The organism is Mariniflexile soesokkakense, assembly GCF_039650365.1.
In the GTDB taxonomy this organism is placed as follows: domain Bacteria; phylum Bacteroidota; class Bacteroidia; order Flavobacteriales; family Flavobacteriaceae; genus Mariniflexile; species Mariniflexile soesokkakense.
On the sequence record NZ_JAZHYP010000003.1, the window covers coordinates 348,909 to 363,032 of the forward strand.

The following is a 14,124-nucleotide window of genomic DNA, read 5'->3' on the forward strand; positions in this document are numbered from 1 at the left end:
TTTAATTTTTATGAAAATGGGTTTCTATAGTCAATTCTGCAAACTGACGGAACATTTCCATAACACCACAATATTTTTCAACCGATAAATCGACCGCTTTTTGAAGTTTCTTTTCGCTTAAATTATCACCATAAAAATGAAAATGCATCGCAACCTTATCATAAAATTTAGGATGCTCTTCCGTTAGATTTGCTTCAATATCTATCTTAAAATCGGCAACATCCAATTTCATTTTTTTTATAAGCAAAGCAACATCTAAACCTGAACAACCTGCTAAAGCCGATAGCATCAACGCTTTTGGACGATAGCCTTCACCATTGCCATCATTTTCTGGTCCTGCATCAATAAACAAATTATGTCCAGATGGGTTTGTACTCTCAAATTTCATGTTACCCAACCATGTAGTTGTAATATGATTCGTCATTTTCTTAATCTATTTTATTACTTGTAAACGTCAAAAATACGTATTAATTATTCAAAAAAAACATTCAATGTAATTTGTTACACACATATATATAAATCATAATTTATACGCTAATGCACTGAAAATGTTCTATTAAAAACCTTGTTTTTTATTTAAAATTAAATACCAAACAGATTTAACTATTTCTATTAAAGGCTATTAAACATTCTTTAAGTTTAATTAAATCGTTTTTAGTGTGATTAGGTGTAATAACGATTCTGCACATTTCTTTTTTATAGGTTGGATATTTAAAATTGGTTATGATGATTCCTCTTTCATATAAATTTTCAAATATTTTTTCATCTTCACAATAAATAACTGGGTAGTTTTTATTGTATTTGAAATCAGAATTCAAATGGAAACCATCAAACAAAAACTCTAAATTAACTTGCAACTTTTTTTGTTGTGCTTTAATTATATCTTGTGAAAGCATAAAGGCTTCTAAATAAGCAGGACTTATACTTGACGACGAAATAAAATCGGGTTCGGTTTTTAAAGAATCTATGAAGTTTTTATCGGAAGCAGCAATCCCTCCAGAAATTCCTAAGGCTTTTCCCAAAGACGACACCATAATTTTTCTGACTAGATTTTTATTTGAAATGGCATTAAAAATACCTTCAATATAAATGCCCACAATTCCCAAACTATGAGACTCATCAATCACCAGAGTTATTTTTTTGTTTGAAGGAATGTCGTTTAAAAACTCGAAACTTGTGGGTGTTACTTCTAAACCTAAAAAAGCATCGGCAGTTATAACAATGTTTTCAGCCGTATTGTTTAGCAAATTTGGATGCAACTTTTCATTTACAAACAATGGTAAGCTCTTATTTTGTAAAATGGCCGGATGCGTTTTTGGATAGTGATAAAAGGTGTTTTCAGATTTTGATAAATATTCAACAACCAATTTACCCGCTAAAGTACCAGACGAATAAGTAACAGCAGCTTCCGCTTTAATTAATTTTGCAATTAGTTTTTCAGCTTCGTCAAAAATGGCCAGTTTAATATTAGCATTCCTGGAACTTCCATAGGCTGTACCCCATTTTTTCATTCCTGAAATAACATTATTCTGAAAACCGGAATGCGTTGCCAACCCCAAATAGGCAGTGCCTCCAAAATATAAAAACGGTTTGCCTTTAACTATTATTTCTCTATCGGGAAATGTGTCGATAACCATAAAATCTAAATTAAAGAAACACCGGTTCCGTTTAAATTGCTGTAGTGTACAACGCCATTTTTAATAGTGACGCCATTAGCAATATCTTCAGACAATAACAAAGCGCCATCCATATCTACATAATCTAAAAGTGGCAATACATGTGCGATAGCAGAAATGCCTACCGAAGATTCCGTCATGCAACCCACCATGGTTTTCATGTTGAGCTCTTTGGCGTGAACCAACATGCGTCTTGCTGGTGTTAAGCCACCACATTTTACCAATTTTACGTTAATCCCATGAAAATGATTGTAACATTTGGCAACATCGGCTTCTATTTGGCAACTTTCATCAGCAATAACCGGCAATACTGATTTTTGATACAGTTCTTTATGCCCATCCCAATCATCGGCTTTTAAGGGTTGCTCTAAAAACTCAACCCCCAGTTCTCTTAATGCTTGTGCATTTTTAATGGTTTCATCAACCGTCCAACCACAATTCGCATCAATTCTAAAAATGGCGTTGGTGTGTTTTCGTAATTCGGTAACAATTTTAATATCTTCTTTAGTGCCCAGTTTTATTTTGTAAATGGGCCACGGCAACTCCTTCATTTTTGAAACCATTTTCTCAACCGTATCAATGCCTATAGTATAATTGGTTAATGGGTTGTTTGAAACATTATAACCCCAAAGTTCATACAGTTTTTTGCCTTTCTGCTTAGCATATAAATCGTTATATGCCAAATCTAAAGCACATAATGCAAACATGTTATGTTTTAAATGTGGGTACATTTGTTGCCAAAATGTTTCGGGTAAAACATTAGAAAATGATTCTATTAAGGGTTGTGTTTCCGTAATGGTGTCTATCATTTTTTGAACCGTAATATTGTAATATGGATTGGAAGTCGCTTCGCCAAAACCTGAAAAATCACCATCTTTTAATTCTACAATTAGCGTTGGTTGCTCATTGTACGACTCTCTATAAATTGAAAATGTATGCTTTAATTTTAAATTGAATGCCCTTAAAATAACTTCCATAAAAACCTTTGTATGATTGATGGAAGTTAATAAAATTTATAGGATTGTATGACGGTTGTAGTTGTTATTTTTGCCACAAATGCACAAATGCTTTTTAAAACGAAAAGCTAAATAATTTTTTTAACTCTATTTTTCAACTCTGGCAAAACCTCCTTACTAAACCAAGGGTTCTTTGTCAACCAAAACCTGTTTCGAGGTGATGGATGCGGTAATGGCAAATACGTTGGTAAATAGTCTTTAAAATTAGCAACCGTTTCGGTTAGTGTATTCTTTGCTTGCTTTCCTAAATAATAGTTTTGTGCGTACATGCCAATTAAAATAATCAACTCCACATCTGGTAAGTGTTCTAACAAGGGTTTATGCCATTGTGGTGCACATTCTGGACGTGGTGGTAAATCGCCCGTTTTTCCTTTTCCTGGATAACAAAACCCCATGGGCATGATGGCAAATTTTGTGGCATCATAAAATTCTTCTTCGGTAACGCCCAACCAGTTTCTTAATTGGTTTCCGCTAGGGTCGTTCCAAGGAATGCCTGTTTTATGCACTTTGGTTCCGGGTGCTTGACCAATGATAACAATTTTAGCGTCGGGATGCGCCACTACAATGGGTCGCGAACCTAAAGGCAAGTGTTTTTCGCAGATGGTACATTGTTTAATATGTAATAACAAGTCTTGCATTTACAGCAAAAAACTATTTAAGTTTTAACGGTTCGCCTTCAAAAATCAAACCTTCAAAACCTGTTTTCATAAAGTTTCTAATGTTTTGATGGCCTGCACCATTGGGGTCGTTTAACACATCATCAAAATAAAATTTTCCGAAACATGCCAACGCTTCATCTTTTGTAAAACCTTGCAGTTTGGCAAAGGCGAACAATTTACACGATCCTGAGTTTTCACCTGCATTGTTTTGCAATTCGCCATTTTTAAAAGCGGTTGGTGTAAACTCGTGGTTTGATTCTATTACAGCCATGGTTTCAGAAAACTCGATGCTGTTTGGGGTATCTTTTAATTTTTGTTTAAATACGTCTAAATTCATTATTAATATATTCTATTTTTTTCCACCAACCACAATAACAATTTCTCCTTTTGGTGGTTTATTGGTGTAATATTCTAATACTTCTTTGGCGGTGCCGCGTATGGTTTCTTCATACAGTTTTGTAAGTTCTCTAGATACAGAAACTTCTCGGTCTTCACCAAAATACTCGCAAAAATGCCCCAATGTTTTTATTAATTTATGCGGACTTTCGTAAAAAATAATGGTTCTGGTTTCTTCGGCGAGTAACAACAAACGTGTTTGTCTGCCTTTTTTTACGGGTAAAAATCCTTCAAACACAAACTTATCGTTTGGCAAGCCAGAATTTACCAATGCTGGTACAAACGCAGTAGCTCCGGGCAAACAATCTACTTCTATATTGTTTTCAATACAAGCACGTGTGAGTAAAAATCCAGGATCGGAAATGGCTGGGGTTCCTGCATCGCTTACTAAAGCTACGGTGGTGCCGCCTTTTAATTTTTGAATCAAATTCTCAACCGTTTTATGCTCGTTGTGCATGTGGTGCGACTGCATGTGGGTTGAAATTTCATAATGCTTCAATAATTTCCCTGAAGTTCGGGTGTCTTCGGCAAGTATTAAATCGACTTCCTTTAAAACTTCAACAGCTCTAAAAGTCATGTCTTTTAAATTTCCAATAGGTGTTGGTACAATGTAAAGTTTACTCATTAACTAAATCTACTTTCTAAAATTTGAAGAAAGCGTGCTTCAAATTCTTCTTTATTAACCCAATTATTGTAATCTGGTTTTACAATACTTATCAAAAATCCTTGTGCATTTTCAAAGGAATCAAAAGAATTTAATTGAGACATAACACGCTCATAATCTTCACTTTTACCGTCAAACAAGTGTTTTATAAAAGCTATCTTATCATTTAATCCAATGTTTAATCCGCCATTTTTCAATTTATCATTCAACGATTTTTTTTCGTTAAAGATACCATTCGATACTTTATTAACTGGTTCAAAAACAGGCATGTCTTTAAAACCAGACATTAAATCGTCCAAATCATTTTTGTGGTATTCCTGTTTAGAAATTGCCTCTTCTATAACTACATCAATGTCCTCAGGTTCAATTGGCATGTGTGCCACCATATCTTTAATAGTTGCTATACCTGGCTCCATAATATGGTCGTCTTCAACTTCATCTAAATTGATATAAATTTTATCTTCAATTTCAATATTATCACTTATTTTGTTGTTGAATGCGCTGTCTAACATGCCAAAAAAAGACGAGTCGTTACCAATGGTTGGTAAGTCTCCCTCAAAATTTTCGTTGGCAAATTTTAATACTGATAGTTTTTCAAAAAGGGCTGATACTTCAGCGTGCATTTTAATAACATCTTCTTTCCCTTTTAATTTAAGAATTCTGTGTGCAATACTCATCAACTCCGACTCTAACTTCTTCTTCATTGTTATAAATTTTAAATTATTGCTATTTAGGCTTTTGTTTTTTAATAAATTTACGCCACCTTTATACAAACGAATAATCGCTTTATTTTAGTGTTAAAATTACGAAATGTTTCTTGAAAATACAGTAAATCATAAAGAACAATTTGGATGGATAGAAGTTATCTGTGGCTCTATGTTTTCTGGAAAAACCGAAGAATTGATTCGAAGACTTAAACGTGCACAATTTGCAAGACAGAAAGTAGAGATTTTTAAGCCTACTATTGATGTACGTTATAACGAAGATATGGTGGTATCTCACGATGCCAATCAAATTCGTTCCACACCCGTTCCTGCGGCAGCTAACATTCCTATTTTAGCCGATGGTTGTGATGTAGTTGGTATTGATGAAGCACAATTTTTTGATGATGAAATTGTGCGTGTTTGCAACGATTTAGCCAACAAAGGAGTTCGGGTTATTGTAGCGGGACTGGATATGGACTTTAAAGGTAACCCCTTCGGTCCCATGCCCAATTTAATGGCAACCGCCGAATATGTTACCAAAGTACATGCCGTTTGCACCAGAACAGGCAATTTAGCGCAATACAGTTATAGAAAGGGGAAAAGCGATAATTTGGTTTTATTAGGTGAAGTGGATGAATACGAACCCTTAAGTAGAGCTGCATACTACAAAGCCATGACACGCGATAAAGTAAGAAACATGAAAGTAAACGATGCCGAAGAAGTGGCTCCAAAACCACAAAACCCCAATGCCTAAAGCTCAAGAAACCGTACTTGAAATTGATTTAAATGCACTAAAACATAATTTTGAGCATCTAAAATCGAGACTGAACAACAATACCAAATTTATGGCGGTTGTTAAAGCCTTTGCTTATGGAAGTGATGCTTGCGAAATTGCAAATTATTTACAAACCCTCGCTGTAGATTATTTTGCCGTGGCGTTTGTGCACGAAGGTGTACAACTTAGAAAAGCAGGCATTACCAAACCCATTTTAGTACTGCATCCGCAAGCTGCAAATTTTAAAATTTTAATTGATAATTGTTTAGAACCCAATTTATATAACGCTAAAATTTTAAGTGAATTTATTGCTATCGCTTCCGCGGAAAAATTGCACGAATATCCAGTTCATATAAAATTTAACACAGGTTTAAATCGTTTGGGGTTTTCTGAAAATGATGTCGATTTTATTGCTGAAAAACTAAAAGAAACCAATGCTATAATAGTAAAATCTATATTTTCACATTTGGCGGCCAGTGAAGATTTAAACGAAAAAGAATTCACTATAAATCAAATTGAAAAGTTCAAATCAATTGCTAAAAAAGTAACGCAATCTTTGGACTATAAACCTTTGCTTCATATTTGTAATACTTCAGGAACACTAAATTATCCCGAAGCACATTTTGATATGGTAAGAAGTGGCATTGGATTGTATGGCTTTGGAAATTCAGAAAAAGAAAACAAAAATTTCAAACCTATTGGCTCTTTAAAAACCATTATTTCTCAAATACACACTATAAATAAAGGTGAATCTATTGGTTATAATCGCGCTTATAAAACGGACAAACTATTAAAATCGGCTACCCTACCAATTGGTCATGCCGATGGTATTGGCAGACAGTATGGCAAAGGCAAAGGCTATGTAATAATCAACAACCAAAAAGCATATATTTTAGGAAATGTATGTATGGACATGATTATGGTGGATATTACTAACATTATTTGCAAAGAAGGTGATGAAGTTATTGTTTTTGGTCCAAACTCCACTGCTGAAAATTTAGCCAAAACAGCCCATACCATTTCTTACGAACTTATTACGGCTATCTCTCAGCGGGTAAAACGCACTTTTGTTGGAAATTAAATAATTTTAAATTAAAAGTGACTTTTTCACTATATTAGGGTCATATAACCATAACCACTAAAAACTAATAAATTATGTTAAAAGAATTTAAAGATTTCGCAATGAAGGGTAACCTTGTAGACATTGCGGTTGCTTTTGTAATGGGTGCTGCCTTTAACAAAGTAGTTACTTCATTTACTGCCGGAATTGTATCACCGCTAATTGGATTAATATTCCAATCCGATTTCAATGATTTAAAATATGTTATCACACCAGGAATTGCTGATGAAGCAGGTACTGTTACTGGTGAAATTGCTGTGCTTTACGGTAGTTTTTTAACAAGTTTAATAGACTTTATTATTGTGGCATTTGTGATGTTCATGATTATAAAAGGTATTAACAAAACCAAGAAAAAAGAAGAGGAAAAACCAGCACCTCCAGCAGGACCAACTCAAGAAGAATTACTTATTCAAATTAGAGATTTGCTTAAAAAATAACAATGTGTTAAATATATAACAATGTGTTATTTGTTGTTAAAAAGCCCTCGTTTTTATAAAACAAGGGCTTTTTTTTGGTTCTAAAAAAGAATTATTAATTAGTTTTGCCTTGTAAATTTTATTGAAACTTTAAAATAAATTAAAATGAAAGTAGCTGTTGTTGGTGCCACTGGTATGGTAGGCGAAGTGATGCTGAAAGTTCTTGCTGAACGTAATTTTCCTGTAACTGAATTGCTTTTAGTAGCATCTGAACGTTCGGTTGGAAAAAAATTAACATATAACAATAAAGAATATCCCGTAATTGGTTTAGCCGATGCTGTGGCTGCAAAACCACAAATCGCTATTTTCTCGGCGGGTGGTGATACCTCTTTAGAATGGGCGCCAAAATTTGCTGAAGCTGGTACAACGGTGGTTGATAATTCTTCAGCTTGGAGAATGGACCCTACTAAAAAATTAGTGGTTCCAGAAATCAATGCGAACGAATTAACTAAAGACGATAAAATTATTGCAAACCCAAACTGCTCAACCATTCAAATGGTATTAGCTTTATCTGGGCTTCATAAAAAATATAAAATGAAGCGTGTGGTAGTTTCTACTTACCAATCGGTTTCTGGTACAGGTGTAAAAGCTGTAAAACAGTTAGAAAATGAAATGGCTGGTATTGACGGTGAGATGGCTTATCCTTACCCAATTAATAGAAACGTATTACCTCATTGCGATATGTTTTTAGAAAATGGTTATACCAAAGAGGAAATGAAATTGGCTAGAGAGCCTCAAAAAATATTTAACGATAAAACATTTTCGGTAACTGCCACTGCGGTGCGTGTTCCTACTTCTGGTGGACATTCAGAAGCTGTAAATGTACAGTTTGAAAACGATTTTGATTTGGCTGATGTTAGACAAATATTAAGCGACACGCCTGGGGTTGTTTTACAAGATAACACAGCAACAAACAGTTATCCAATGCCAATGTTTGCACACGATAAAGATGACGTTTTTGTTGGTCGTTTACGTAGAGATGAGTCGCAACCAAACACATTAAATATGTGGATTGTTGCCGATAATTTACGCAAAGGTGCTGCAACAAATGCCATTCAAATTAGTGAGTATTTAATTGCAAACAACTTAGTATAATTTTCACTAAACCTTTACATATAAAGCTTCTGTATTTTTGGTACAGGAGCTTTTTTGATTATTTTTGAGAGCAATGCAACTAGTCCGTTTACCTTAAGGCTAATCTTTTATGAAAAAAGGAAAAAGATAATATTGTGAATTACCCAAAAACGAAAACCGTTGATACTGTTGATATTTACTTTGGTACGGAAGTAAAAGACCCATATCGTTGGCTGGAAGATGACAGAAGTAAAGAAACCGAAGCTTGGGTAAAAGCTCAAAACGAATGTACAGCAAAATATCTAAAGCAAATTCCCTATATAAAACAACTCAAAGAACGCCTTTCTTCAATCTGGAATTATGAAAAAATAGGAGCTCCTTTTATTGAAGGCGATTACACCTATTTTTCAAAAAATGACGGTTTACAAAACCAAAATGTTATTTACCGAAAAAAAGAAAACGGTAAGGAGGAAGTCTTTTTAGACCCTAATACGTTTTCTAAAAATGGTACTACCTCATTGGATGCTTTAAGTTTTTCCAAAGACGGTAGCCTTTTGGCTTATTCTATTTCTGAAGGTGGTAGCGATTGGCGCAAAGTAATTGTTTTGAATGTTGAAACTAAAAAACAAATTGAAAATACCTTAATTGATATAAAATTCAGCCAGATTTCCTGGTACAAAAACGAAGGCTTTTATTATTCAAGCTACGATAAGCCAAATGGCAGCGAATTATCTGCCAAAACCGATCAACATAAAGTATATTATCATAAACTTGGAACACCTCAAAGCGAAGACACCATTGTTTATGGTGCAACACCTGAAGAAAAACACAGATACATTTATGCCAATGTTACGGAGGACAATCAGTTTTTAATCTTAACACCTCGGGTATCAACCTCGGGTAACAAACTATTTATTAAAGATCTATCTAATAAAAAAAGCAAATTAATTACCATTTTGAATGATACCAATAGTGATTCTTACATTATTCAAAATAAAGGCAGCAATTTATTTATTGTAACCAACCTAAATGCCCCAAACAAAAAAATAGTATCGGTTAATGCATCAAATCCAACACCAGAACATTGGGTAGATGTAATTCCAGAAACCGAATTTGTTTTAACCCCATCAAAAGGCAGTGGTTTTTTCTTTGCAAATTATATGGTTGATGCCATTTCAAAAGTAAAACAATACGATTATCAAGGCAATCTTATTAGAGAAATAGAGCTCCCCGGTTTAGGGACAGCCGATGGTTTCAGCGGTAAAAAGGAAGATGAGATCATATATTATTCATTCACCAATTATAATACGCCTTCAAATATTTATAAGTTGAATCCGAAAACAGGTGAAACGAGTTTATATTGGAAACCAAAAATAGATTTTAACAGTAATGCTTACGAAAGTAACCAAGTATTTTACTCATCAAAAGACGGCACTAAAATCCCTATGATTTTAACGCATAAAAAAGATTTAAAATTCGACAGTAAAAACCCAACCATCCTTTATGGTTATGGCGGTTTCAACATAAGTTTAACCCCCGCATTTAGTATAACCAATGCCGTTTGGATGGAACAGGGTGGCATCATAGCCGTTCCTAATTTACGTGGTGGTGGCGAATATGGCAGAAAATGGCACGATGCCGGGACACAATTAAAAAAACAAAACGTATTTGATGATTTTATCGCTGCAGCAGACTACTTAATTGCTAATAATTATACCTCACCAAATTATTTAGCAATTCGAGGAGGGTCTAATGGTGGCTTACTGGTAGGTGCGGTTATGACGCAACGTCCCGATTTGGCTCAAGTAGCATTGCCCGCAGTGAGCGTTTTAGACATGCTGCGTTACCATACCTTCACTGCTGGTGCAGGTTGGGCATACGATTATGGCACTGTTGAAGATTCTAAAGAGATGTTTGAATATCTCAAAAATTATTCCCCTATACATAACGTAAAAAAAAGTGTAGAATATCCAGCAACCTTAATAACCACTGGCGATCGCGACGACCGTGTAGTACCCGCACACAGTTTTAAATTTGCTGCCCAATTGCAAAGTAAACAAACTGGTACAAACCCAACGCTTATCCGTATTGAAACTGATTCGGGCCATGGAGCAGGAACGCCGGTTAGTAAAACCATTGAACAATATGCGGATATTTTTGGGTTTACCCTTTTTAATATGGGCTTTCAGGAATTGCCAAATAAAATCAATAAACACTAAAATATGCTTAGGTTCGAGCCTTTCGACTGTGCTCAAGATAAACCAAGTCGATAACTATTAAAAACCTCTCGGCTGCGCTCGAGTAGACAACAAAAAGTCAATGTTACAAGTAAATAATCTAACCTTTCAATATAAAAAACAACCTATTTTAAAGGACATTAGTTTTTCAGTTAAAACTGGTGAGCATTTTTCTGTTATTGGTGAAAGTGGTTCAGGAAAAAGCACCCTTTTAAAGCTAATTTACGGCACTTTCGATTTAAATGAAGGCCATATTTTTTGGAAAGAAAACGAAATTTTAGGTCCAAAGTACAACCTAATTATAGGACCTAAGTACATGAAATATGTGGCTCAAGAATTTGATTTAATGCCTTTTATTACCGTTGCCGAAAATATTGGTGCTTTTCTTTCTAACTTTTATCCTGAAGAAAAACAAACTCGAATTCAAGAGCTTTTAGATGTTATTGAATTAACGTCTTATGCGAATATTAAAGTAAAAGAATTAAGTGGCGGACAAAAACAACGTGTTGCCATTGCTAGAGCCATTGCTAAACAACCCGAGGTTTTATTGTTAGACGAACCGTTTAGCCATATCGATAATTTTAAAAAACAATCGTTACGCCGTAATCTTTTTAAATATCTGAAAGAAAAAAATATTACTTGTATAGTAGCTACTCATGATAAAGATGATGTACTTTCATTTTCAGACCACATGATAGTGTTGCACGAAGCTAAAATTATGGCAACAGGCAAACCACAAGAACTTTACAAAAACCCTGAAAATAAATTGATTGCTTCTTTTTTTGATGAATTCAATGAAATTGAAAACCACGGAATTGTATATGCAAATCAATTGAAAGTGGTTGAAAATTCAAACTTAAAAGCAACCGTTAAACAGTCATTTTACAAAGGAAGTTATTATTTAATTGAAGCAGACTTAGATGGGAAAAAGGTGTTATTTGAACATGATGCTGAATTACAAACAGGTATAAATACCTATCTTTCCTATTTAAAATAATTTAAAATACCTTTTCAATTTTAAACTTTTGCTCTTTAAAAACAACCACATCACCAACGGTTTTCCCCATTAACAATTGCCCGATTGGCGTATTGGATGAAATGGCATAAAACACATCATTTTCAAACTTTATTTCGCCAGCACTAATGGCAATAAAATAATTGCTTTTGTTTGTATAAACCACGCTTCCTAAACCAATAAATTCTGTAGTATTTGAAATATTAATTTTAGATAAATTTTCTTTAATCTTTTGAATTTCTGCCAATTGATTTCCCGCTTTTTCACGTTCCAATTGCAACATGGCTCTACCGGTTTCGTGTTTATCACCTGCACTACTTTTGGTTTCAGATGTTAGAGATTCTTGTAGTTCGTTGATGGTATTTTGAATGGTGTTAAACCTATTTTCAACAAATTCCAAACATTGCGAATACAAACTTTCTTTGGTTTTCAAACTCATTTATTTAATCGTAATTTAAAGGCCCAAAAAACCGCATTTGTCTTGTTATCCAGTTCTTTCTGCCTTGAATATAATTGGTTGCAGGATTTGCTCTGTATCGCAACGGACTGGGCAAAATAGCGGCAATGGCAGCAGCTTCTTGTTGACGTAAATTGGCAGCGGGTCTTTTAAACCAATGTTGTGCAGCAGCTTCGGCACCATAAATGCCATTTCCCATTTCTATGCTGTTTAAATACACTTCAATGATACGCTCCTTTGACCAAATTAATTCTATTAAAAAGGTAAAATAGGCCTCCAACCCTTTACGTAGCCAACTGCGGTGTGGCCATAAAAAAACATTTTTTGCGGTTTGTTGGCTTATGGTGCTTGCTCCCCTGGTTCTCTTGCCTTTTTTATTGAATTCCAACGCTTTTTCTATTGCTTTCATATCGAAACCGTGGTGGTTTAAAAAATTTTGGTCTTCACTACAAATAACCGCTAATTGCAAGTTTTTAGAAATATTGTCAATAGATTCCCAATCGTGTTTCCACACCATGTCTTTCCCATCTATCTTTTGCTCCACAGTGCGAATAACCATTAGCGGCGTAACAACAACGGGCACCCACTTATACACAACCACCAAACCTATTGAAATGACAAAAAACCAAAGTAAACTTTTATATAAAAATCTAAATACTTTTCTAAACATACTTACACTATTAATTCTGCTAATTCTTTACCTATTAAACTCCCAATGGCAATTCCCATACCACCAAGTTTTACACCGCAATATACGTGATTACTCAATGGTTTTACAATAGTGTTTTTTTGTTTTCCAACACCCATTATACCACTCCATCGTTGTTCAATTTCAAACGAAGTTTGAGGTAAAATTACCGTTTTCAATATACTTTCTAATTTGTTTTGTATGAACTCCGTTTGTGAAAACTCAGTTGTTTCCTCCCTTTTGAAATCTAGGTTTCTACCACCACCTAACAAAATACGATCATCAATATTTCTAAAATAATAAAAACCTTTGTCCAAATGAAACGCACCTTTTATATGAAGGTTTTTAATTGGCTTTGTGATGAGTACCTGTGCCCGTGCCGGCTTTACATCTTCTGTAATAAGTTGCGAAGCAAAACCATTGGTGGCAATAAATAATTTTGACGTTGAAAATTCGATTGAATTCGTTTTTATTTTTACCAAATTGCTTTCTTCTGAAAAACTTTCAACTACTATATTATTAAGAATTTTAACACCTTTAGATTGTACTTTTTTAAGTAATGCTTGCATCATTTTTCCCGTGTCAATTTGTCCTTCAAAGGCATTAAAAATATATTGTTCTTTTATATTTCCAAAACGGAAACTATTGGGTTTGATCCTAAAAACCTCCTTTTTAAATATAGGATGAAGTAAATTATTAATGTATTCTTGTTTTGAAAGGCATACTTCAAACAATTTATCATTATTAAAAAACAACTCATACCCTCCACTATTTTGGTAGTTTATGGCCTGATTACCCAAAGTATCTCTTAACAACTTTAGCCCATTTACACGTTTTTTTACTAAATTAAAAATTTCTTCCTCTGAATGCGATTGTAAGTCGTCGAGGATTTCACTAAGGCTGCCAAAACAGGCAAATCCTGCATTTTTTGTACTGGCGCCTTGAGGTAACATCCCTCTTTCTAGTACTAAAACATTTGATTTGGGATACTGTTCTTTTAAATGCAAAGCGCAACTTAAACCTACAATGCCGCTGCCAACTATAGTATAATCTATATTAGTAAACCACGATTTTATTTCCCAATAGGATAAATTCATTTTTGGTTGTTTCGCTGGTAGTAAAAATAGTGAATTTTGCTTTTCTAATTAAAACGAAACTAATACCATA

16 protein-coding genes are annotated in these 14,124 nt (G+C 34.2%); 6 read left to right on the forward strand and 10 right to left on the reverse strand.

What is annotated here, in order from left to right; all coding sequences use genetic code 11:
• Position 1: 1 nt before the first annotated feature.
• The 7 genes from VP395_RS08260 to VP395_RS08290 form a co-directional block, all read right to left on the reverse strand.
• A complete protein-coding gene (locus VP395_RS08260; RefSeq protein ID WP_346241390.1) occupies positions 2–424 on the reverse strand; it encodes an OsmC family protein in 423 nt (140 codons plus the stop codon).
• Between the two features lie 175 nt (positions 425–599).
• Positions 600–1,637, reverse strand: coding sequence for an aminotransferase class I/II-fold pyridoxal phosphate-dependent enzyme (locus VP395_RS08265; RefSeq protein ID WP_346241391.1), 1,038 nt, complete (start codon positions 1,635–1,637; stop codon positions 600–602).
• Positions 1,638–1,642: 5 nt separating this feature from the next.
• Positions 1,643–2,653 carry a dipeptide epimerase gene (locus VP395_RS08270; RefSeq protein WP_346241392.1) on the reverse strand — a complete coding sequence of 337 codons (1,011 nt, stop codon included), beginning with the start codon at positions 2,651–2,653 and terminating at the stop codon, positions 1,643–1,645.
• Positions 2,654–2,760: 107 nt separating this feature from the next.
• On the reverse strand, positions 2,761–3,330 hold the full coding sequence (locus VP395_RS08275; RefSeq protein ID WP_346241393.1) for a uracil-DNA glycosylase family protein: 570 nt from the start codon (positions 3,328–3,330) through the stop codon (positions 2,761–2,763).
• 13 nt (positions 3,331–3,343) lie between these two features.
• Positions 3,344–3,688 carry a HopJ type III effector protein gene (locus VP395_RS08280; RefSeq protein ID WP_346241394.1) on the reverse strand — a complete coding sequence of 115 codons (345 nt, stop codon included), beginning with the start codon at positions 3,686–3,688 and terminating at the stop codon, positions 3,344–3,346.
• A gap of 12 nt (positions 3,689–3,700) precedes the next feature.
• Positions 3,701–4,372 (reverse strand): 16S rRNA (cytidine(1402)-2'-O)-methyltransferase, encoded by a 672-nt coding sequence (rsmI, locus tag VP395_RS08285; RefSeq protein WP_346241395.1) that lies wholly within the window; start codon positions 4,370–4,372, stop codon positions 3,701–3,703.
• Entirely contained in the window at positions 4,372–5,115 is a 744-nt protein-coding gene (locus VP395_RS08290; protein ID WP_346241396.1) for a hypothetical protein, read from the reverse strand. The genes rsmI and VP395_RS08290 overlap by 1 nt, the downstream gene beginning before the upstream one ends.
• A gap of 106 nt (positions 5,116–5,221) precedes the next feature.
• Here VP395_RS08290 and VP395_RS08295 point away from each other — a divergent pair, with 106 nt between their 5' ends.
• The 6 genes from VP395_RS08295 (at position 5,222) to VP395_RS08320 (ending at position 11,794) form a co-directional block, all read left to right on the forward strand.
• Complete coding sequence (locus VP395_RS08295; RefSeq protein WP_346241397.1) at positions 5,222–5,869, forward strand: thymidine kinase; 648 nt, start codon at positions 5,222–5,224, stop codon at positions 5,867–5,869.
• Positions 5,862–6,971, forward strand: coding sequence for an alanine racemase (gene alr, locus VP395_RS08300; RefSeq protein WP_346241398.1), 1,110 nt, complete (start codon positions 5,862–5,864; stop codon positions 6,969–6,971). Before VP395_RS08295 ends, alr begins: the two co-directional genes overlap by 8 nt.
• A 74-nt stretch (positions 6,972–7,045) precedes the next feature.
• The gene (gene mscL / locus VP395_RS08305; RefSeq protein WP_346241399.1) at positions 7,046–7,447 is read left to right on the forward strand and encodes a large conductance mechanosensitive channel protein MscL; all 402 of its coding nucleotides are present in this window, start codon (positions 7,046–7,048) and stop codon (positions 7,445–7,447) included.
• A 144-nt stretch (positions 7,448–7,591) separates the two neighbouring features.
• A complete protein-coding gene (locus VP395_RS08310) occupies positions 7,592–8,581 on the forward strand; it encodes an aspartate-semialdehyde dehydrogenase (RefSeq protein ID WP_346241400.1) in 990 nt (329 codons plus the stop codon).
• 134 nt (positions 8,582–8,715) lie between these two features.
• Positions 8,716–10,779: a prolyl oligopeptidase family serine peptidase gene (locus VP395_RS08315; protein WP_346241401.1), complete on the forward strand. Its 2,064-nt coding sequence runs from the start codon at positions 8,716–8,718 to the stop codon at positions 10,777–10,779.
• A gap of 100 nt (positions 10,780–10,879) precedes the next feature.
• Positions 10,880–11,794, forward strand: a complete 915-nt coding sequence (locus VP395_RS08320; protein WP_346241402.1) for an ABC transporter ATP-binding protein — start codon at positions 10,880–10,882, stop codon at positions 11,792–11,794.
• Position 11,795: 1 nt separating this feature from the next.
• On the opposite strand, the gene VP395_RS08325 is transcribed toward VP395_RS08320, so the two are convergent.
• The 3 genes from VP395_RS08325 to VP395_RS08335 are packed head-to-tail and all read right to left on the reverse strand — an operon-like array spanning position 11,796 to position 14,054.
• The gene (locus VP395_RS08325; protein WP_346241788.1) at positions 11,796–12,245 is read right to left on the reverse strand and encodes a 3-oxoacyl-ACP synthase; all 450 of its coding nucleotides are present in this window, start codon (positions 12,243–12,245) and stop codon (positions 11,796–11,798) included.
• A gap of 10 nt (positions 12,246–12,255) precedes the next feature.
• Positions 12,256–12,939 (reverse strand): monofunctional biosynthetic peptidoglycan transglycosylase, encoded by a 684-nt coding sequence (mtgA, locus tag VP395_RS08330; RefSeq protein ID WP_346241403.1) that lies wholly within the window; start codon positions 12,937–12,939, stop codon positions 12,256–12,258.
• Positions 12,940–12,941: 2 nt separating this feature from the next.
• A complete protein-coding gene (locus VP395_RS08335; protein WP_346241404.1) occupies positions 12,942–14,054 on the reverse strand; it encodes an NAD(P)/FAD-dependent oxidoreductase in 1,113 nt (370 codons plus the stop codon).
• Between the last annotated feature and the right edge of the window lie 70 nt (positions 14,055–14,124).